The organism is Trinickia sp. EG282A (genome assembly GCF_040965455.1).
GTDB lineage: Bacteria > Pseudomonadota > Gammaproteobacteria > Burkholderiales > Burkholderiaceae > Trinickia > Trinickia symbiotica.
The window spans coordinates 1,303,919-1,324,373 of sequence record NZ_JBFRCC010000001.1 but is presented as its reverse complement, the minus strand read 5'-3'; the positions used below and the strand labels follow the sequence as shown (position 1 = coordinate 1,324,373).

13 protein-coding genes and 1 pseudogene are annotated in these 20,455 nt (G+C 63.4%); 3 read left to right on the top strand and 11 right to left on the bottom strand.

Features of this window, described 5'->3' with window-relative positions:
• Positions 1-185 precede the first annotated feature (185 nt).
• Complete coding sequence (locus tag AB4Y31_RS06070; protein WP_368673124.1) at positions 186-596, top strand: hypothetical protein; 411 nt, start codon at positions 186-188, stop codon at positions 594-596.
• A 177-nt stretch (positions 597-773) separates the two neighbouring features.
• Here AB4Y31_RS06070 and oxlT read toward each other — a convergent pair whose 3' ends face one another.
• On the bottom strand, positions 774-2,084 hold the full coding sequence (gene oxlT / locus AB4Y31_RS06065) for an oxalate/formate MFS antiporter (RefSeq protein WP_368673123.1): 1,311 nt from the start codon (positions 2,082-2,084) through the stop codon (positions 774-776).
• 308 nt (positions 2,085-2,392) lie between these two features.
• On the opposite strand from oxlT, the gene AB4Y31_RS06060 reads away from it, so the two are divergent.
• Complete coding sequence (locus tag AB4Y31_RS06060) at positions 2,393-3,340, top strand: LysR family transcriptional regulator (RefSeq protein ID WP_018444149.1); 948 nt, start codon at positions 2,393-2,395, stop codon at positions 3,338-3,340.
• Positions 3,341-3,427: 87 nt separating this feature from the next.
• On the opposite strand, the gene AB4Y31_RS06055 is transcribed toward AB4Y31_RS06060, so the two are convergent.
• The 4 genes and pseudogenes from AB4Y31_RS06055 to AB4Y31_RS06040 form a co-directional block, all read right to left on the bottom strand.
• Positions 3,428-4,150, bottom strand: coding sequence for a GntR family transcriptional regulator (locus AB4Y31_RS06055; RefSeq protein WP_368673122.1), 723 nt, complete (start codon positions 4,148-4,150; stop codon positions 3,428-3,430).
• Entirely contained in the window at positions 4,128-4,343 is a 216-nt protein-coding gene (locus tag AB4Y31_RS06050) for a hypothetical protein (RefSeq protein WP_018444147.1), read from the bottom strand. The genes AB4Y31_RS06055 and AB4Y31_RS06050 overlap by 23 nt, the downstream gene beginning before the upstream one ends.
• A gap of 217 nt (positions 4,344-4,560) precedes the next feature.
• Positions 4,561-5,598, bottom strand: a complete 1,038-nt coding sequence (locus AB4Y31_RS06045; protein WP_368673121.1) for a 2-dehydropantoate 2-reductase — start codon at positions 5,596-5,598, stop codon at positions 4,561-4,563.
• A gap of 294 nt (positions 5,599-5,892) precedes the next feature.
• Positions 5,893-6,378: pseudogene (locus tag AB4Y31_RS06040) on the bottom strand (HPP family protein); the annotation flags it as partial.
• Positions 6,379-6,632: 254 nt separating this feature from the next.
• Between AB4Y31_RS06040 and AB4Y31_RS06035 the strand changes: the two are divergent.
• Entirely contained in the window at positions 6,633-8,756 is a 2,124-nt protein-coding gene (locus tag AB4Y31_RS06035; protein WP_368673120.1) for a D-(-)-3-hydroxybutyrate oligomer hydrolase, read from the top strand.
• Here AB4Y31_RS06035 and AB4Y31_RS06030 read toward each other — a convergent pair.
• From AB4Y31_RS06030 to AB4Y31_RS06005, 6 genes are all read right to left on the bottom strand, one after another.
• Complete coding sequence (locus tag AB4Y31_RS06030) at positions 8,719-10,281, bottom strand: efflux transporter outer membrane subunit (RefSeq protein ID WP_368673119.1); 1,563 nt, start codon at positions 10,279-10,281, stop codon at positions 8,719-8,721. The genes AB4Y31_RS06035 and AB4Y31_RS06030 overlap by 38 nt on opposite strands.
• 2 nt (positions 10,282-10,283) lie before the next feature.
• Positions 10,284-13,613 (bottom strand): efflux RND transporter permease subunit, encoded by a 3,330-nt coding sequence (locus tag AB4Y31_RS06025; RefSeq protein WP_368673118.1) that lies wholly within the window; start codon positions 13,611-13,613, stop codon positions 10,284-10,286.
• Positions 13,610-16,720, bottom strand: a complete 3,111-nt coding sequence (locus tag AB4Y31_RS06020) for an efflux RND transporter permease subunit (protein ID WP_368673117.1) — start codon at positions 16,718-16,720, stop codon at positions 13,610-13,612. The genes AB4Y31_RS06025 and AB4Y31_RS06020 overlap by 4 nt, the downstream gene beginning before the upstream one ends.
• 18 nt (positions 16,721-16,738) lie before the next feature.
• Positions 16,739-18,010, bottom strand: a complete 1,272-nt coding sequence (locus AB4Y31_RS06015; RefSeq protein ID WP_368673116.1) for an efflux RND transporter periplasmic adaptor subunit — start codon at positions 18,008-18,010, stop codon at positions 16,739-16,741.
• Between the two features lie 277 nt (positions 18,011-18,287).
• The gene (locus AB4Y31_RS06010; RefSeq protein WP_368673115.1) at positions 18,288-19,493 is read right to left on the bottom strand and encodes a VWA domain-containing protein; all 1,206 of its coding nucleotides are present in this window, start codon (positions 19,491-19,493) and stop codon (positions 18,288-18,290) included.
• Entirely contained in the window at positions 19,490-20,446 is a 957-nt protein-coding gene (locus tag AB4Y31_RS06005; RefSeq protein WP_368673114.1) for an AAA family ATPase, read from the bottom strand. Before AB4Y31_RS06005 ends, AB4Y31_RS06010 begins: the two co-directional genes overlap by 4 nt.
• Positions 20,447-20,455 lie beyond the last annotated feature (9 nt).

Here is a 20,455-nt window from a genome sequence, read left to right as displayed (position 1 = left end):
AGCGATTTTAGAAACGCCCGCGAGCCGCGCCTGGTGCGCTCGCTTGTTTTCCCTCTGGCTCGCGCCGCGTGTGGTCTTTGATAAGCAATCGTTTATGGATTTCAAATAAAACTTTAACTATCACCTATTCAGCTGCAGCCCTATGCTTTAGCCAACTCATCGATTCACGATGGAAGGAGAAGCCCATGACCTCTACAGCATTCGACGATCGTCGCCTCGACGACGATCGCGACCTGAAGGCGCATGTTTGCGCGTACAACATGGCGTTCGCCGAACTGGGGCTGCGCTTTCGTTGGGACACGCATACGCTGGCGTCGCTTGCATCGATCGATGGCGAGGCGGCTCGCATCGTCACGTACATCGAAACGCACCATCCTCATCTGCTGACCGCCTATAGCGCCGAGTTTCTTAGCGAGGCCATCCTGGCGAAGAAGAACGCGCTGCGGCCCGAGGCGCTCGAAGCGTGCGCGGCTATCGCCGCCGAAACGAAGCGTCCTTCCGTGCTCCAGGTCCGCACGCGAGAGATGCGTGCCTCGCCCTGCTTCAACGACGACTTCTCCGGGGACTTCGGGCTGCCCATGCTCAGCGGCGCCTGACATCCCGTCTCTAACCGCAATCCCAACGCCGCGTGACTCCCACGCGGCGTTTTCTTTTCTCCGGCTTCGCGGGCGAAGCCCGTTGCGCCAACCTCTTCCCTCAAACCCAAAGCGCCTTGCTCGGTGAATCGAGCAAGGCGCCCACGGTTCAAACGTCGATCAAAGTGCGCGCGACGATCAGTGCGAAAGCGTCGACGAAGACTGATGCGTAGTGACGAAAGCCGAGCCTGCGTTCTGCGCTTCGATCCAACGTGCGCGCATCGGCGCAAGGACGAACTTGGCGCCGATGCCGGCCGTAATCGTGATGGCGGCCGCGACGAGGAACACCGCGTTCCAGCCGCCCATCTCGGCCAGGATCGACGCGAGCGGAACGAGTAGCGCGGCCGTACCCTTCGCCGTATAAAGCAAGCCCGCGTTTGCGGCGGCGAACTTGCTGCCGAACGTATCGGCGCAAATGGCCGGGAAGATCGAGAAGATTTCGCCCCAGCAGAGGAAGATCAGCGCCGCGAACGTCATGAACGCATAGGGGTTCGTGCCGTACTGCATGAGCCCGAGCAGCGCGAGGCCCTCCCCGATGAAGACGATGAACATCGTGTTCTCGCGGCCGATCTTGTCGGAAACAAAGCCGCAGAGCGGACGCGTGAAGCCGTTGCAGATGTTGTCGATCGAAAGCGTCATCGTGAGCAGCGGCAGCGTCATCCCGAAGAGCGTCATCGGAATGCGAGCGAGCCCGAGGTCCTTCGCGATCGGGCCGATCTGAGCCGTCGCCATGACGCCGCCGGCCGCGACCGCGACGAACGATACATAGATGAGCCAGAACACGGGCGTACGCACCATCTGCCCCGGCGTGTAGTCGACCTTCGTGACGGCGAACTTGCGTGCCGGCACCACGCCGGCGCGGACGACGGGCTTCGTGAGCAGCATGGCCAACAAGAAGATGGCGACGCCCTGGAAGCCGCCAAAGACCAGGAACGCCTGTTCGTAGCCCGAGCGCGTGATCATGGTCGCGATCGGAATGACGGTCACCGCGGCACCCGCGCCGAAGCCGGCCGCCGTCAGCCCCGCAGCGAGGCCGCGGCGGTCGGGGAATAACTTAAGGGCGTTGCCGACGCAAGTTCCATAGACGCACCCGGCGCCCACGCCCGCAATGACCGACGCGATGTAGAGCTCGGGCAGCGTCGTCGCGTAAGAGTCCATGATCCACGCCGCACCGGCGAAGACCGCACCGATCGCAACCACGAGCCGCGGCCCGAACCGGTCGACGAGCCATCCCTCGACGGGCACGAGCCACGTCTCGGTGATGAGGAAGATCGAGAAAGCCACTTGAATGGACGCCGGGTCCCAGTGATGTTTGGTGTGCATCGGCCCCACGAAGAGGGTCCAGGCGTATTGCAGGTTGGCGACCAGCGCCATGCATAGCATGCCGATGACTAGCTGACACCATCTGTTCTTCCAGAACACGGGGGCATGCTGAACGGATCCGTTCATGTGCTTTGTCTCCATCGATCTATTTATTAAAGCGAGAGGCGCGATGGCTTGCGGTTGGACCGGGCCCGTTGTCGACAGCCGCTTGATCGCATACCTGCATGCTAGGGGCTGCGATCAATTGCCGATAATCAAACTTTGTTACCGTTTGGATTAAGGAGCCCTTATATATGACGTAACCGCCGCTATGGGCCGGTCGATTCGAGCTTGCGGCAACACCGCGAGTCGGCGCGCGCATTAGGGTCTTCGCTAGCTTTGGAAAACCTGAACTTTGTTACGATGCCGATAGCCTCTTCCTTATGCATCGGCCCATGACAATCAGAAACGCCACGCTTCGGCAACTGAAGGTTTTCGAGACCGTGGCACGTCTGCTCAGCTTCTCGCGCGCCGCCGAGGAGCTTCACTTGACTCAGCCGGCCGTCTCGACTCAGGTCGCTCAACTTGAGGAGCACGCGGGACTGCCGCTTTTCGAGCAGTTGGGCAAGAAGATCTACCTGACGCCGGCGGGCGCAGAAATGCTCCAGTTCAGCCGCAACATCCTGCTGCAGTTTCAGCAGGAAGACGAAGCGATGAGCCAGCTCAAGGGCATCTCGGGCGGCAAGCTCAACGTGGCCGTCATCAGCGCGGGGGACTACTTCTTCCCTCGCCTTCTCGCGGAATTCACGCGCCGGCACTCGGGCGTCACGCTCAATCTGTCCGTTCACAATCGCGAGGAGCTGCTTCAGCAGCTCGTCACCAATCAGACCGATCTCGCGGTCATGGTGCGTCCGCCTGTCGGCATGGACGTGACGACCGAGCCGTTCGCCCCGCATCCCTACGTCATCGTCGCCGCCCCGAGTCATCCGCTCGCGAACAAGCGCTTCATCACGATGGCGCAACTTGCCGAGGAGCCGTTCGTCGTTCGCGAGCGCGGCTCCGATACGTGGAATTCGATGCAGGAAGGCCTGGCCGGCAGACTCGAGAATCCCAAGATCGCCATGGAGATCAAGAGCACGGAGACGATCAAGCAGGCAGTGATCGCCGGGATGGGGATTGCGTTCCTATCGGCGCATACGATCAGCCTCGAGCTTCAGGTCGGCCACCTCGTCGTGCTGGACGTCGAGGGCTTCCCGGTCATGCTCAATTGGTATGTCGTGCACCGCAAGAACAAGCGGCTGCCGCCCGTCGCGGACGCGTTCAAGCAATTCCTGATCGACGAAGGCGCGGCGCAGATCGAACAGATCACGCGAGTCAACGCGTTGACGGCAAAGCGCCTTTGAGACTCGACTCGCGCGAGCGGCCACCGCGGCCATGGGCGGCCTTGGCTCGCGCGAGCCTGCTCTTGACGCGCCCGCGGGCCAAACGCCTCAATCGAGGAAATCGCAATTCGCCTCGACGTAGGCGGCGAGATCGAGCGAATGCTGGCGAACGAGGCGTTCTGCAAGCTCCGTATCGCGCGCTTCGAGCGCTTCGATGATACGCAGATGATCGACGATCGAGCGTGCGGCACGATCGCTCTGCGAGATCGTCATGCGCCGAATCGCGCGCACGTGCACGAAGATATTCTTGATGGTATCGAGGATGATCTGCGACTTCGACAACTCGACGATCGCCTGATGGAAGGCGATGTTGGCGTCCGAGTACTCCTCGATGTGCTCCGCGGGCGTCGTGTCGCGAAAGCTGTCGAACATGCGACGAAGCCGGGCAATCTCCTCATCGCTCGCATGCAGCGTGGCGAGCCGCGCCGCCATGCTCTCGAGCGCGGCCCACATTTGAATCATTTCGACGATCTCGCGCTTGCTCTTGCGCACGATGTAAATCCCGCGCCGCGGCACGGTGCGCAAGAACCCCTCCTGCTCGAGCAGCGTCATCGCCTCGCGGATCGGTGTGCGGCTCACACCGAGCGTCTCGCTCAACATCCGCTCGTCGAGACGCACGGGTTCGCGCGTCGCGTAGATATCCGCATCGGCGATCGCTTTGCGCAACATCGCGTAAGCCTGATCGCGCAGGCTCGCGCTCGCCCCGATCGACTTGAGCGACAGCGTCAACGGCGCTGCCGCATTCTTATTAGTTAGCAGTTCTGACGACATTCAATGCCTCACGTTGCGGCCGCCGGTGTTGTGGTGCGGCCGGATGATCCGCTTCGCCGAGACCGGCGAAACGCCCATGCTCGGCCGCCTTCATCGCCACAGGCGCCGGAATCCACTTCGCCATCCAATACGTCGCGGCGGCCCCGAGGCCGACGGCACCAATGGCAAACCATGCCAACGAAAGAAGGTCCATTTGCTTGCTCCGGAAAACATGACGGGAATGAAGTCATGTTATGCTGCGTCGCGGCAATCGTCAATATTTTGTATGTGATATTTCACGGAATAAGATGACGCGTTGCTTTCGTACGACAAAGACTCCGGTGCAATAAGTGTGACTCTCTTCGGCTGAGACGAAAGGATACCGCGCCCGCCGTCAGGTTGCGGGCGCGCCGTGAGTTTGAAATGCGTCGCTAGGCCGCGCCGAGCGCCACCTTCCGCTCGGCGTCGTGATTGGCGCGGGCCACTGGCTGACCGAGTGCCTGCTGCACCGTCTGCTCTCTGAGCTTGATCAGCGCGAGCACGGTATCGATGATCGGCGTGGGCTCACCGACGAGACGCCCCATTTCCTGCACGACGGTCAGCAACGGATCGATTTCCATCGGCCGGCCGTGCTCGAGGTCCTGCAACATGGAAGTCTTATGGGCGCCAACCGCGCCGGCCCCGTCGATGCGCCTTTCGACATCGACGCGAAAGTGCACGCCGAACCGGTCCGCGATCGACTTCGCTTCGAGCATCATCGTGCGCGAGACGGCGCGTGTGCCGGCATTGCTCGTGATGACGTCGAGCGTCGCATGCGTGAGCGCGCTGATCGGGTTGAAGCAGAGGTTGCCCCACAGCTTCAGCCAGATTTCGTCGCGGATATCCTCGCGGATCGGCGCATCGAAGCCCGCCGCCGTCATGATCTCGTGGAGCTTCACGATGCGCTCGGTCCTCTCGCCGCTGGGCTCGCCGATCGGAAACTTCTTGCCGTAGACATGCCGAATGACGCCGGGCTCGACGATTTCCGCCGCCGGATAAAGCACGCAACCGATCGCGCGCTCGGGACCGAGCGCCTTCCATTGCTTGCCGCCGGGGTCGACGCTATCGAGCAGGGTGCCGGCGAAAACGCCGCCATGACGATAGAAATACCAATACGGAATACCGTTGACGGCTGTGACGATCGCCGTGTGCGGCCCGATGAGCGGCTGCATCGCATCGACGACGCCGGGCACCGAATGCGCCTTGAGCGCGACGATGACGTAGTCCTGCGGCCCGAGTTCGCGCGGATCGGCCGTGCATTTGACTTGGACGACGCGCTCGGCGCCCTCCAGCTGCAGACGGACGCCGTTTTTCTGCATGGCCGCCAAATGCGCGCCGCGTGCGATGAAACTCACGTCGGCGCCGGCCAGCGCGAGCTGGGCGCCCATGTACGCGCCGATCGCTCCGGCGCCATAAACGCAGATCTTCATTGTCGTTTCCCTTTGGTCGAGTCAAGAAATCTGGTCGGTCAGCTCGGCCCGATAGCGCCCGGTCGTCAGAGGCGATCCTCGAACGGTTCGCGCACAGGCGGCGCGCTTCTTATCGTCCGCATCGCTTACGGCTCATAGTGCGCGGCGCGATCCATCAGGAAAAGTTAAAGTTTTTTATTATGTCGATTCAGGATCGTCGATGTATGGAACGTCATCGCGCTCGCGGCTGCGGAACTTCGAAAACACGCGGCGCAGGGCCGACATCCCTTCTGCCGAATCGCTCTCGTGGATGCGCGGATAGCGATGTCCGGTCATCCGGTGAAACAGCAATGCCGCCATCAACAGCGCGCCCGATTGGAGTGCGATGGGCATCGCCACGAATCGAAAGCCGAGCTCGTGAATGTTGGGGCCGCCGAGCACGGCTGTCAGCGCAACGGCACCCGAAGGCGGATGCACGCAGCGCAGTGCGAGCATCGCGCTGATGGCGAGCGCGACCGCGGTCGCCGCGGCAAAGACCGGAGTGGCGATCAGCTGCGCGCAGGCCACCCCGAGGATGGCTGAGACGACATTGCCGCCCATGATCGACCAGGGCTGAGCAAGCGGACTCTCCGGTACCGCGAAAAGCAAAACCGCCGACGCGCCCATCGGCGCAACCAGCAGCGGCACATCGACTGTCTCCCCCAGTACGAGATGCGCCACCCAACCGGTGAACGCTATGCCGAACAACGCGCCCAGGGACGACAAAAGGCGCTTGGATTTCGCTGCCGCTCCGTTTCTCATCGACGTCGCTCGTTCGTGATCGAAAGTCGGGCTCGTCGCCCAGTGTGGCGAGAGTACGGTTTCTTGCACCAATATGGACAGTCAATAATTCTTTGCGTACCAATAAGCTTTTCGTTATCGACTCACATGGCCAGTGAGCGCGGTCATTGGTTCGGACACCTATCCATCGTCTTCCGCCAAACCGGGAGAGAAGCATTACTATTTGTTCCAAACTGATCGGTGCGGTGCATCCCAACAACAGTAAGGAGACACGCATGAGAGACGTTCCCGTCGCAGTCCGCAGTGCCGCGGTGCTGTTGAGCGCCGCAATCGCAGTTGGCGCGTCGCTGTCGAGCGCATGGGGCGCGGACGACGACCACGACGGCCCCGCTGTGAATACCCTGCCCTCGTTCATCGTGGCGAGCAGCCTGCGAACGAAGACTTATGACGGCGTCAGCGACGATCTGCTGACCGCGGGCTTGGGCAAGACCGGCCTGGCGGGCCCGCAACCCGCGATTGCCGATCCCGCCCATCCGAGCGCCGCCGAGTTGCGGCGGTTGGCGATCTGGTCGAACTATCGGGCGCTCGTCGATATCACCGCGAACGGCGGCTACGGCCGCTTCTGGGGGCCCAACGTCGATCTGAACGGCAACGACACGCTCGGCGAAGGAAAGATCGCGGGCACGGAATACCTCGCCTATGCCGACAATGGCACGGGCCGTCGCAACGTCACCCTGCTCGTTCAGGTCCCGGTCAGCTTCGATCCGGCCCACCCCTGCATCGTGACGGCGACCTCGTCGGGCTCGCGCGGCGTCTACGGCGCCATATCGGCGGCCGGTGAATGGGGCCTCAAGCGCGGCTGCGCCGTCGCCTATACCGACAAAGGCACCGGCAACGGCGCGCAAGAGCTCAGGACCAATCTCGTCACGTTGATCGACGGCGAGATCGAGGATGCGGCGGCGGCCGGACGCGCCAGCCTCTTCACCGCGAACGTCGCGAGCGGCGCCCTTGCCACCTACAACCAGATGTTTCCGAACCGTTACGCGTTCAAGCACGCGCATTCGCAGCAAAACCCCGAGCAGGATTGGGGAAAAGATACGCTCGAAGCCATCAAGTTCGCCTATTGGGTGCTGAATCAGCAGTTCGGCCCCGTCATCGGCGATTCGTCGAATCACCGCGTGCTCTATCGGCCCGGCCGCATTACGACGATCGCAACGTCGGTCAGCAACGGCGGCGGCGCGTCGCTCGAAGCAGCGGAGCAGGACAGACGAGGATGGATCACCGCCGTCGTCGTCGGGGAGCCGCAAGTCAACGTCTGGATGCCGCCCCGCGCGGAGGTATTCGAGGGCGGCCAGCGCATCTTCGCGGCCGGCAAGCCGCTCGCCGACTACACGACGCTCGCGAATCTGCTGCAGCCGTGCGCCGCGCTCGCGCAGGCTGCCGCCGGCGCACCGTATCTCACGGCGCTGCCCCTCGCGACCACGACGGCGATCCGCGAGGCTCGCTGCGCGTCGCTTGCCGCGGCCGGCATGGTGAGCGGAACGGACACGCAAAGCCAGGCGAACGACGCACTCGCGCGACTGCACGAAGCCGGCTACGAAGCGGACTCCGATCTGCTGCAGGCGCCGATGTGGGATTCGCAGGCGGTTCCGGCCGTGGCCGTGACCTACGCGAATGCCTATACGAGATCGAGCGTGATCGACAATCTCTGCGGCTTCAGTTTCGGCACGACGAATCCGTCGACGGGCGCGGCCGGCTTCACGCCCGCCGTCTCGCCGATGCCGACGATCTTCGGTCTCGGCAATGGCGTGCCGCCTACGAACGGCATCAATCTCGTCTACAACGAAGCGCCCGCGGGCGGTGCCGATCATCGACTGGCCACGCCGGATGCCAGTTTCGCCGGGGCCGCCTGCCTGCGCGCGCTATGGACGAATCAGGACCCGCGCATGGTGGCGAGCGTCGACGCGATTCGTGTGCGCGCCGATCTGCATGGCAAGCCCGCGATCGTCGTTCAGGGCCGCAGCGATGCGCTCGTGCCGATCAATCACGCGTCGCGCGCGTATCTGGCGGCGAACAGCGTCGTCGAAGGGTCGCACAGCCGACTGTCACTGATCGAAGTGACGAACGGCCAGCACTTCGACGCGTTTCTCGGCTTCCCTGGCTTCGACACGCGCTTCGTGCCCGTTCATTACTACTATCTGCAGGCACTCAACCTGATGTGGACTCACCTGAAAAGCGGCACGCCGCTGCCGCCGTCGCAGGTCGTTCGCACGGTGCCGCGCGGAGGTACCCCGGGTGCGGCTCCCGCGCTGACGCTCGCCAACCTGCCGGCGATCGCCGAGAGCCCGGGCGCCAACGCGATCAGCGTGAAGCATGGAGTGGTGAACGTTCCGCACTAGCATTGGAGCCGGCGGGCGCGGAGGCGGCGGGAGCCGATGCGCCCGAATTCCCCGAGGCCGGCGCTTCGCACTTGGTATGCTGAGGATCGCAAAGCGCGTCGGCCGACCATCCGCCGCCCAGGTCACCGATCAGCGAGACGGCATCGACGAGCCGCGTCTGCTCGACACCGAGCGCCGTCTCCTGCGCGCTCAGCAGCGTCGTCTGCGCGGTAGCCACCGTCGTGTAATCGACCGTGCCGGCCTGATACTCGTCGAGCGCGATCTGCGCGCCGCGCGTCGCGTCCTTCACTTCGGCTTCGAGCACCTTCGCCTGCTCGGCGAGAATGCGCAAACCCGCCAAGTCATTATCGACACCTTCGAACGCCGTCAACACCGTCCCCCGATAGTTGGCCACGGCCGCATCGTAGGCTGCCTTCGCGGCGGCGACCTTCCCGCTACGCTCGCCGCCGTCGAAAAGCGTCTGGCTCACATCGGCGCCGAGCGACCAGACGTAGTTGCCGATATTGAGCAAGCCGGCTAGCGGCGAGGCCGAGAAACCGGCGGCGGCCGAAAGCGAGATCGTCGGATAATAGGCCGAAACAGCCACCCCGATCGCAGCATTTTGAGCGGCCATCTCGCGTTCGGCCACGGCGATATCGGGCCGCCGCTGCAGCAGAGTCGACGGTAGGCCGACCGGAATCGACGGCAACACCGGCATCGAGGTGCTATGCGAAATGTCGAGATCCTCCGGATTCTTGCCGACGAGTACCGCGATCGCATGCTCGTACTGCGCGCGCGACACGCCGAGCGCGATCAGGCTCGACTGCGCGCTCTCGAGCTGCGTCTTCGCGGTGATGAGATCGGACGGCGGCTCGGTGCCGGCCTGAGCCTGGTCCGACACGACGCGAAGGTACTCCTTGTAGTTCTCGACCGTCTTCGTCAGTAGATCGATGTTCGCATCGGTGATGCGCAAGTCGATGACGGCAGTCGCGAGCGTCACCTGCTCGGACAACGTCGCGTTGGCCAGCGTCGCCTGGCTCGCCTGCGCCGACGCAGCGTTCTCCTCGACCGTGCGCCGCACTTGGCCCCAGAGATCGGGGGCCCAACTGACGCTGCCTTCGAGAGACGCGGAATTATTGACGTTGCGTCGCGACACCGAGAAGCTGCTCGCCGAGAGCGACGAGCTCGAAGAGCCGGTCGACGACCGTTCGCGCGTTGCCGAGCCGGTTGCGCCGATGCTGGGAAAGAGCGACGCGCGCGCGACGCGCACTTCGGCGAGCGCCTCCTCGTAGTTTGCGTAATCCTGCCTCACCGTCTGATTCGAGACGACGACCATGGGCTCGAGTTCGTCGAGCAGCGGATCGTGGAAGACGGTCCACCAGTCGCCCTTCGGCGCCTCGGCCGCGGGCTGCGCCTGCGCCCAGCCGTCGAGCTCCTTGAACTTGGTGGGCACCGCGACCGCCGGCCGACGATAATCGGGCCCGACAGCGCAAGCGCCGAGCGCCAATGCCAGAACCAGAACGATAGGAGTGCGAACGAATTTCATGCTTATGCCGCCGTGTCGGGTGTGGTGCGATTCCACGGGAGACGTGAGGACCATCTTGCGAGCCTTGCACGCAAGCGGTCGAGGTAGAGGTAGATGACGGGGGTCGTATAAAGCGTGAACACCTGCGATAGCAGTAGGCCGCCCATCACGGTGACGCCGAGCGGCTGGCGCAACGACGCGCCCTGCCCGATCCCGACCGCGAGCGGTACGGCGCCGAGCACGGCGGCGGCCGTCGTCATGAGGATTGGCCGCAGACGCATCACGGCGGCTTCATGAATCGCCTGCCTCGTATCGCGGCCTTGCTGGCGCTGAAGCTGGATCGCCACATCGACCATCATGATGCCGTTCTTTTTGACGATGCCGATGAGCAGAATGATGCCGATCAGCGCGATCACGGAAAACGGCGTACCGAAGATCAGCAGCGCGAGCGTGGCCCCAATGCCGGCCGACGGGAGCGTCGACAGGATCGTGAGCGGATGGATCGTGTTCTCGTAGAGGATGCCGAGCACGATGTAGACGACGCCGAGCGCGGCAAGAATCAGCAGCGGCACGGTGCCCATCGATTGCGAATACGCTTGAGCCGCGCCCGCGAACGCGCCGTGCACCGAGGCGGGCATGCCAATGTTCTCGGTAGCGTCGCGAATCGCCACCGCCGCCTGGCTCAGCGACCCGTTCGGCGGCAGGTTGAACGATATCGTCGCGGCCACGAGCCCGCTTTGATGGTTGACTTGCGTCGCAGTATGGCTGTTCGTAAAGGTCATGAAGGCCGGCAGCGGTACCATCGTTTCGGCCGCGGTGCTGTCCGCGCTGCCTGTCGAGCCGCCGCCCTTGCTGTTGGCGATGCTGTTCGTTGTCGCGTTGGCTTCGGCGTTCGCGTTCAGCGAGTTCGTGCCTGAGGTCGGGGCCATCGAGCCCGTCGAGCTGCTCGTGCTCGACACGGCCGAGTACGAGGAAACCGCGGAGACCGTGCCCGACGACATTTGCGTTTGCGCCGTTCCGCTCGCGTTACCCGCCGCTTTGCTCAAGAAGATCTGATTGAGCGTCTGCGGGTACTGCCAGTACTGGGGCGCCACCTCCATGACGACAAAATACTGATTGAGCGGGTTATAGATGGTCGATACGGTGCGCTGACCGAAAGCATCGTAGAGCGTATTGTCGACTTGATTGGGCTGAAAGCCGTACCGCATCGCCGTGGCACGGTTGATGTTGATGAAGGTTTGCAGGCCGTTTTGCTGCAGGTCGGAGTTGACGTCCTGCAGTTGCGGGTACTTGCGCAGTGCATCGACGAGCTTCGGCGTCCACTCGAACACGGCTTGCGTGTTGTCGCTCGTCAGCGTGTATTGATACTCGGCCGCCGATTGCCTGCCGCCGATGCGCAAATCCTGCTGCGCCTGCAGAAAGAGCCGTGCGCCCGACACCTGATTGAGCTTCGGCCGCAATCGATTGACGACCTGTTGAGCGGAGGCATGCCGCTCGTTGAGCGGCTTCAACTCGATAAACACCATCGCCGTATTCAGCGCGCGGCCTCCGGCGAAGCCCGCGACTGACGCTACGGCCGGGTCCTTCTTAACGATCGCCTGCAGCTGCGCAAGCTTCTTCGCCATTGCGGGGAACGAAATGCTCTGGTCGGCGATGATCTGGCCCATCAGAACGCCGTTGTCCTGCTCGGGAAAAAACGTCGAAGGGAGCAGCTTCGCGAGGAACACATTCGCGACCAGCAAGCCCAAGAGGATCAGCACCACGATGAACGAGTGATCGAGCGCCAGGTAAAGCGAGCGCGAGTAAGCCGCTTTGAACCGTTCGAACTGCGCCTCCGTCCAACTCGCCCAGCGGCTCGTCGAATGCGAGGCGTTCTCGCGGCTCAGCACGTAGGCGCACATCGCCGGCGTCACGGTCAGCGAGACCACGAGCGAGACGAGGATCGCAATGGAAAGCGTCACCGCGAACTCGTGAAACAGCAGGCCGACGATGCCGGGCATCAGCAGAATCGGCAGGAAGACGGCGATCAGCGAGAGGCTCATCGAGATCACCGTGAAGCTCACTTCGGCGCTGCCGCGCATCGCTGCCTCTCTCGGGCTCAACCCCAGCTCGAGATACCTGACGACGTTCTCGAGCACGACGACGGCATCGTCGACGACGAAGCCCGTGCCGATCGTCAGCGCCATCAACGAGAGATTGTCGATGCTGTAGCCAAGCAGGTACATCGGGCCGAACGTGCCGACGATCGACAATGGCAAGGCGACCGCGGGCACGAGCGTCGCGCGCGGCGAGCGCAGGAAGACGAATACGACGCCGACGACGAGCAGCACGGCGATGAAAAGCGTGCGCTGCGTATCGGCCACGGATGCTTTCACCGACTCGGAATGGTCGAGCGCGACATCGACATCGACGCCTTTCGGCAGCGTCGCCTCGATCGACGGCAGAATCTTGTGGATCTGCCCGACCGTGTTGACGATGTTGCTGCCGGGCAGCGGATAGAGAATGGCGATGACGGCCGACTTGCCGTTATAGAGCCCGACGTTGCGGATGTTTTCGTTCGAATCGATGACGGACGCGACGTCATGAAGCATGACGGGCGCGCCGTTTCGATAGGCGATCACGACGTCCCGATACGGCGCGGCTTTCGTGATCTGATCGTTCGAGAGCACTTCGTAGCGTTCGCCTTCGACGTCGAGATGCCCTTTTGCGCTATCGGCATTGGCGGCGCCGATCGCGGCGCGGACGTCCTCGAGCCCGATGCCATAGCTATTGAGCTTGCCCGGATCGAGTTCGACGCGCACGGAAGGCAGCGCGCCGCCGCCGAGCGTGATCTCGCCGACGCCGCTCACTTGCGAAAGTTGCTGTTGAAGGACCGAATCGGCGGCGTCGTAGAGTTGGGCCTTGGTCAACGTATCCGACGTCAGCGCCAGCACCATGATCGGCGCGTCGGCCGGATTATATTTGCGGTAGGTCGGGTTCGCGCGCAGCGTCGTCGGCAGATCGGCGCGCGCGGCTTGCATCGCCGCCTCGACATCTCGCGCGGCACCATTGATGTCGCGATCGAGCGCGAACTGGACGATGATTTGCGACATCCCCACGTAGCTGATCGAGGTGAGCTCGTTCACGCCCGCGATCGTTCCGAGCCTGCGTTCGAGCGGCTCGGCCACGGTCGTCGCCATGATCTCCGGGCTCGCGCCCGCCATCTGCGCCTGCACGACGATCACGGGAAACGTGACGTTCGGCAGCGGCGCCACAGGCAGCTTGAAATAGGCGAGCATGCCCGACAAAACGATGGCGACCGCGACGAGCGTCGTCGCGACGGGTCGGCGAATGAAAAGCCCCGGCAGGTTCACGACGGCAGCTCCCCGCCCGCCGCGGTGCTGGGCCTGCGCCCGAAGCGACGGGCCAGCCGGTCGAAGAAGAGATAGATGACCGGTGTCGTGAAAAGCGTCAGCACCTGGCTCACCGTCAGCCCGCCGATGATTGCGAGGCCGAGGGGCCGGCGCAGCTCCGAGCCCGTGCCCGTGCCGACGAGCATCGGCAACGCGCCGAGCATCGCGGCCATCGTCGTCATCAGGATCGGTCGAAAGCGCAGCAAAGACGCTTCGAAGATCGCTTCTCTCGGCGACTTGCCCTCATCGCGCTCTGCCGCAAGCGCGAAGTCGACGATCATGATCGCGTTCTTCTTGACGATACCGATCAGCAGCACGATGCCGATGATTCCAATGACGTCGAGATCCTTGCCCGCGATCATCAGGGCAAGCAGCGCGCCGATGCCGGCCGAGGGCAGTGTAGAGAGGATCGTCACGGGATGGACGAAGCTCTCGTAGAGCACGCCGAGCACGATGTAGACGGCCACGATCGCCGCGACGATCAGATAGATTTCACTCGAGAGCGAATCCTCGAACGCCTGCGCGGCACCCTGGAACGATGCCGTGATCGACGCCGGCAGGCCGACGGCGTTTTGCGCATCTTCGATCTGACGCACGGCCGTGCTCAACGATGCGCCGTCGGCAAGATTGAACGAGATCGTCACGGCGGGGAACTGCGCAAGGTGGCTGATCACAAGCGGCGACTTCACGATCTTGATCGTCGCGATTCCCGAGAGCGGCACCTGACCGCTCGATCCCGTCTGCGTCGGCACATAGAGGTTGCCGAGCGACTGCACGTCGGGAATCGCTTCGGGCTTCGCGACAAGAATGACGCGGTATTGATCGGACTGTTGGAAGATCGTCGAGACGATGCGCTGCCCGAGCGCGTCGTAGAGCGCATTGTCGATCGTCGCGGGCGTGATGCCGTAGCGCGCGGCGAGCTGCCGATTGACCTCCACATCGATGCCGAGCCCATCGTTGTTGAGATCGCTCGTCACGTCGACGATCGAATCGATCCGCTTCATGCGGTCCACGAGTTGGGGGACGTACTTAGCGAGCACGGCCTGGCTCGGCCCGCGTAAAACGAAGCGATACTGATTCGGGGAGATCGTCGTATCGAGCGTCAGATCCTGTTCGGGCTGCACGTAGAGCTTGATGCCGGGCACGTTTTCCACTTCGCGCCGCAGCCGCCTTGCGATGGCTTCGGCGCTATCGGAACGCTCGTCGATGGGCTTCAGGTTGATCAGAAAGCGCGCATTGTTGAGCGTCACGTTCGTGCCGTCGATGCCGACGTATGAGGTCAGCGAAGTCACGTCAGGATCGCGCAGAATGACGTCAGCCAGCGCCGATTGGCGCTCGACCATCGCCTTGTACGAGACCGCGTTGTCGGCCACGCTGATCCCTTGAATGACGCCGACATCCTGCACGGGGAAGAGCCCCTTCGCGACGACGACATAGAGCAGCACCGTGAGTGCTACCGTCGCGCCCGCGACCGCGAGCGTCAGCCGCTGATGATCGAGCACCCAGCGCAGCCCGCGCTCATAGGCGGCGAGCGTCTTATCGAACAGGCGCTCGCTCACACGCTCGAAGCGGCTCGGATGCCGCTCCGCCTGCGCGCGCAGAATCCGTGCGCAGAGCATCGGCACAACGGTCAGTGAGACCACGGCCGACAGCACGACCGTTACGGCCAGCGTCACGGCGAATTCGCTGAATAGGCGCCCAATCACGCCGCCCATGAACAGGAGCGGAATCAGCACCGCGATCAGCGATACGGTCAGCGACAGAATCGTGAACCCGATCTGCCCTGCCCCTTTGAGCGCCGCCTGCAGCGGACTGTCGCCCTCCTCGAGGTAGCGGACTACGTTCTCGATCATCACGATCGAGTCGTCTACGACAAAGCCCGTCGCGATGATGAGCGCCATCAGCGAGAGATTGTCGATCGAGTAATGGAGCTCGTACATCGCCGCGAGCGTGCCGATGAGCGAGACGGGCACGGAGATGCTCGGAATGATCGTCGCCGGCACGTTGCGCAGGAAGACGAAGATGACGGCCACGACGAGCACGACGGCGAGGACCAGCTCGAGCGCCGCGTCGCGCACCGAAGCGCGAATGATCCCCGTGCTATCCGAGACGACCGTGACCTTCATGCCCGCCGGCAGCGTCGATTCGAGCGCCGGAAGCTGCTTCATGATCTGATCGACCGTCTTGATGACATTGGCCCCCGGCTGGCGCTGCACGTTCAGAATAATGGCCGGCGCACGGTTATAGGTCGCTCCCTGCGCCACGTCCTGCGCCGCCGAGGTCACGCGCGCCACATCGTGCAGATAGACAGGCGAGCCGTTCTGATACGCAATGACGGTGTCGAGGTAGTCCTTCGGATCCGCGATCTGATCGTTGTCGTTGATCGTATAGTCGAGCTCGGGTCCGTCGAAGTTGCCCTTCGGCTGACTCACGTTGACGTTCGCGAGCAGCGTGCGCAGGTCATCGAGATTGAGGTTGTAGGCGGCGAGCTTCTTCGGGTCGGCTTCGACGCGAACTGCCGGCACATTCCCGCCCGCCGTCGTGACCAGGCCCACCCCGGGCACTTCAGAGATCTTCGTGCCGAGCCGATTGTTCGCATAGTCCTGAAGCTGAGTCAGCGACATCGACTTCGACGTAACGGCCAACGTGAGGATCGGCCGGTCCGCGGGATTGACCTTGGCGTACGTCGGCGGCGCGGGCAAGCCGCTCGGCAAGTAACTGTTCGCCGCGTTGATCGCCTGCTGGACGTCCTGCTCGGCCACATCGAGGCTCAACGAAAGATCGAATTGCAGCGTGATGATCGACGAGCCGTCCGAGCTGTACGACGTCATTTGCTGCAAGCCCGGGATCTCGCCGAGCTGCACTTCGAGCGGGGCCGTCACCGTGGTCGCCATCACGTCGGGGCTCGCGCCCGGGTATGACGTATGGACCTGAATCGTGGGGTAATCGACGTTCGGCAACGACGAAACCGGCAGATAGCGCACCGCCACAATGCCGATGAGCACGAGGGCGATCATCAGCAGCGACGTGGCTACCGGCCGGAGAATGAACGGACGGGAAAGACTCATCGGGTCGTAGGCCTTCGTTCAGGACGCTCGAGTTTCATCATCGCTCGAGCGATGGTGCGCATGCGCCCCGCTGGCCGCGCTGGCCCCGCTCGACGCCGCCGCGCCGCGCGCGCCAGCGGCACCTGCACCGGCACCGGCGACGCGTATCTTGGCGCCGTCGCTCAATCGGTCCATGCCGTCGGTGACGACCCGCTCGCCTTGCGAAAGACCCGAGAGGATGGCCGTGTACCGTCCGTCGGTCGGCCCTGTCGTCACTTTGTGCACGGAGACCGTATCGTCCGCATTGACGATATAGACATACGTGCCCGGCGCGCCGGTTTGAACGGCCGGCGTGGGCACGAGCACGGCATTGTGCAAAGTATCGACCAGCAGCTTCACGTTGACGAACTCGTTCGGGTAGAGCTTTTCGTCGTCGTTCGCGAACATCGCGCGCAGCGTGACGGTACCCGTGCTCGTCGCCACCTGATTGCTGATGGCGTAGAGCGTGCCCGTCGCGATCTGCTTGTTGTCGTTGCTGCCATAGACGGTGACGGGCAGCTTCGCGCCTGACTGCATGCGCTCGAGCACCGAGCCTAGCGAGTCCTGCGGCACTGTGAATTCGACCGTCGTCGGCTTCATTTGCGTCACGACGGCGACGCCCGTCGAGCTCGACGCCGTCACGTAGTTGCCTGGATCGACGAGACGCAGACCGACGCGCCCCGAAATCGGGGATGTGATCCGGCAATAGGCCAGATCGAGCTCGTATTGCGCGATGCTGGCCTTGTCGGCCCTCACGGCGGCCTCGTTTTGCTGCACCGTGAACTGCTCGTCGACGTAAGTCTGCTGCGCGATCGATTTCCTGGCGTTGAGCTCCGCGTAGCGCGCAAGGTCGGAGCGCGCTTGTCCGAGCGCCGCCTGATCCTTCGCGAGCTGTGCCTCGGCCTGCTGCTTGTCGATCTCGTACTGGCGCGGATCGATCTGTACAAGCAATTGCCCTTTTTCGACGTCCTGACCTTCCTTGTATGCGACGGCCGTCAGATAGCCGCTCAATTGGGGTAGCACCGTCACGGTCGCGACCGGCGTGACTGTGCCGAGCTCGGCGAGCGTTTCGGGCATGTCCCCGAGCGTCGCGGGCGCGACCGTGACGACTTGCGCCGGCGTGCCCGTGCGCGCTGCGCCTCGATGCGTCACGTGATAGACGATGATGGCGACGACGAGCGCGAAGAGCAGCAGCACCGCGACCGAGCGCCAGCGACGCGAACGGTTGACCGGGTTCGAGACGGTTTGACCGACTTCGTTCAATTCCTGCATAGGGCGAGCCAAATAGTTGAGCGCCGCGACGGTTCGCCGTGGCAAGCGGAATGCAGGCTCGACTTTATCGAAAAGTCAGGAAAACGGCGGCAACGATTCATTACGGCGCATTTCGTTCGTTAACACGAAGGCCGCTTGTAATATTGTGTGATGTGGCGCGCCGCTCGCGCACGTGGCTCAGTCCGGCTCGCGGCGGCCTCGATAATAATTGTCAACCTGAATCGTCCGCAGACGCTCGGCCGCACATGCCGCGCTTGCCAAGACGTGAGCGACGTCTTCATGCCGATGCCAGCAATCGCGCGAGATGCGCCGCGGCTTCTTCGAGCCTATGAAGGTTGTGGGCCGCAAGCATCGTGTCCGCATATCGATGAAGTGCGCTCGCTCCGCGGGCGACCGGTGCGTATTCCTCGAAGCGCATCATGGGATTGAGCCATAGCAGACAGCGCGCACGGCGTTTGAGCCAGCTCAACTCGTCGTGCAGCACGTCTGGGTTGCCCGTCTCCAGCCCGTCGGTGATGATCACCACGACGGTACGCCCGCCGACGAACCGGTGCCCGTAGCGCCGCCGCAATTGGGCGAGCGAACCTCCGATACGCGTACCGCCCGCGAAGTCGTCGATCGCCGCATTCGCGCGCGTCAGCATCTCATCGACGTCGCCGCACTCGAAACATCGCTTCAAATCGGTGATATGCGTGCCGAACGCAAACACATCGCGCCTGCCATCGAGCGGTATGGCCATATGCAAGAATGTAAGCCACATCCGCGCGTAGCGCTCCATGGAACCGGAGACATCGACGAGGGCTAGCAATGGAAGCCGTTGCCGCCGACGCCTTGCTCTCGGTAGGCGAATCAGCTCACCGCCGGTATGCACGCCTTCGCGCAGCGCACGCGGCCAATCGATTGGACTCGAGCTCGCGGAGCCGAGCGTCGCTTGATGACGTCTCGCCTTCGCGCTCGGAAGTGCCACGGCAATGCTGCGAGCCACCCGCTGCACCTCGCGATACTCGAGCGCGTCGAGCGTACCGAAATCAGAAAATCTGAGCCGTTCCTTGTCGCTCGCCGTCAGAGGGCCGCCGAATCGGATGCGGTACTCCACGGTGGGCGCTGTTCTCGCACGCGGCCATTGTGGGGCCGCGTCTCGGACTCGTCGGCGCTCCTGCGTTGCGGCCGAGCCCACGGCTTCCTGGAACACCTCTTGCGCAACGGGCTGACCGTGCGATGCACCCGCATCGAACCAAGCGTCGAAAAGCGCGTGAAAAACGAACCGGTCCGCGTCGCGGCAAATCAACAGGCATTCGAGCGCCGCACAGACGTCTTCGCGCGTATCGATGCCCACGAGCGAAACCGCCTCCAGGGCGAGAGCGATCTTCGATGAACCGACACGAATGCCCGCCGTCCTCAACGCGCGCGCGAACGCGACGACGTGCCGCAAAAACGCGATGTGGGAGGACGCGCCCGGCTTCGAGACGCGTGCTTCGCTCATTGCTCGAATGCCGTGCTCGCTCGAAGAAGGCCTGCCGCGCGCTCGGGCGTCAACGCATCGAGGTCATCGGGGTCTTTGAAAAGCACGCCGGCCGTTTCCGCGACGGTGTCCGGATCGAGTTCGGAGATGCCGAGCACGTTCAGCGCGCGAGCCCACTCTACCGTCTCGGCGACGCCCGGGACGCGATGGAAATCCACATCCGCTGCCCCTTCCCGCAAACGGCGGGCGAACGCGGAGATCTGCTCGCCGAGGGCTTGGCTCGTCTTGGGAACCTGTTCGAGGATGATCGACAGCTCGCGCTGGGCGTCCGGGTGATCGATCCATTGATAAAGGCAGCGGCGCTTGACGGCTTCCCCAAGATCTCGCGTTCGATTGCCGGTGAGGATCGTGATCGGCGGTACCCCCGCCCTGATCGTACCCAGTTCGGGAATCGTGACCTGGTATTCGCCGAGATATTCGAGCACAAAGGCTTCGAACGGCTCGTCGGCACGATCGATTTCATCGATGAGCAAGACAGCGCCAGGCGCCGGCGTCAGCAGCGCCTGCAGCAGCGGGCGCCGTAAAAGGTATCGTGTGTCGTACACCGCCGATTCGCTCTCGCCCCCCTCGCCGGCCGCCTCCGCTGCGCGAATATGCAGCAACTGCGCGGCGTAGTTCCATTCATAAACGGCTTGGCGCTGCTCGATCCCGTCATGACATTGCAGCCGAACCAGGCTGCGCCGCAGCATCTTCGCGAGTGCCTTGGCGAGCTCCGTCTTGCCCACACCGGGCTCGCCCTCGAGCAGCAGCGGGCGATTCATCCTCAGCGCCAAAAAAACCGCGGTAGCGAGCCGCCGAGTCGCGTGGTAGCCGACACTGCGGAGCCCATCGGCCACGCTGTCAATCGTAGGAAAACCCGCGCCGATCGTCGCGTCGCAACTTTCATCGGCCCCTTCTTGTGGATCGATGCGCATGTCTCGAGC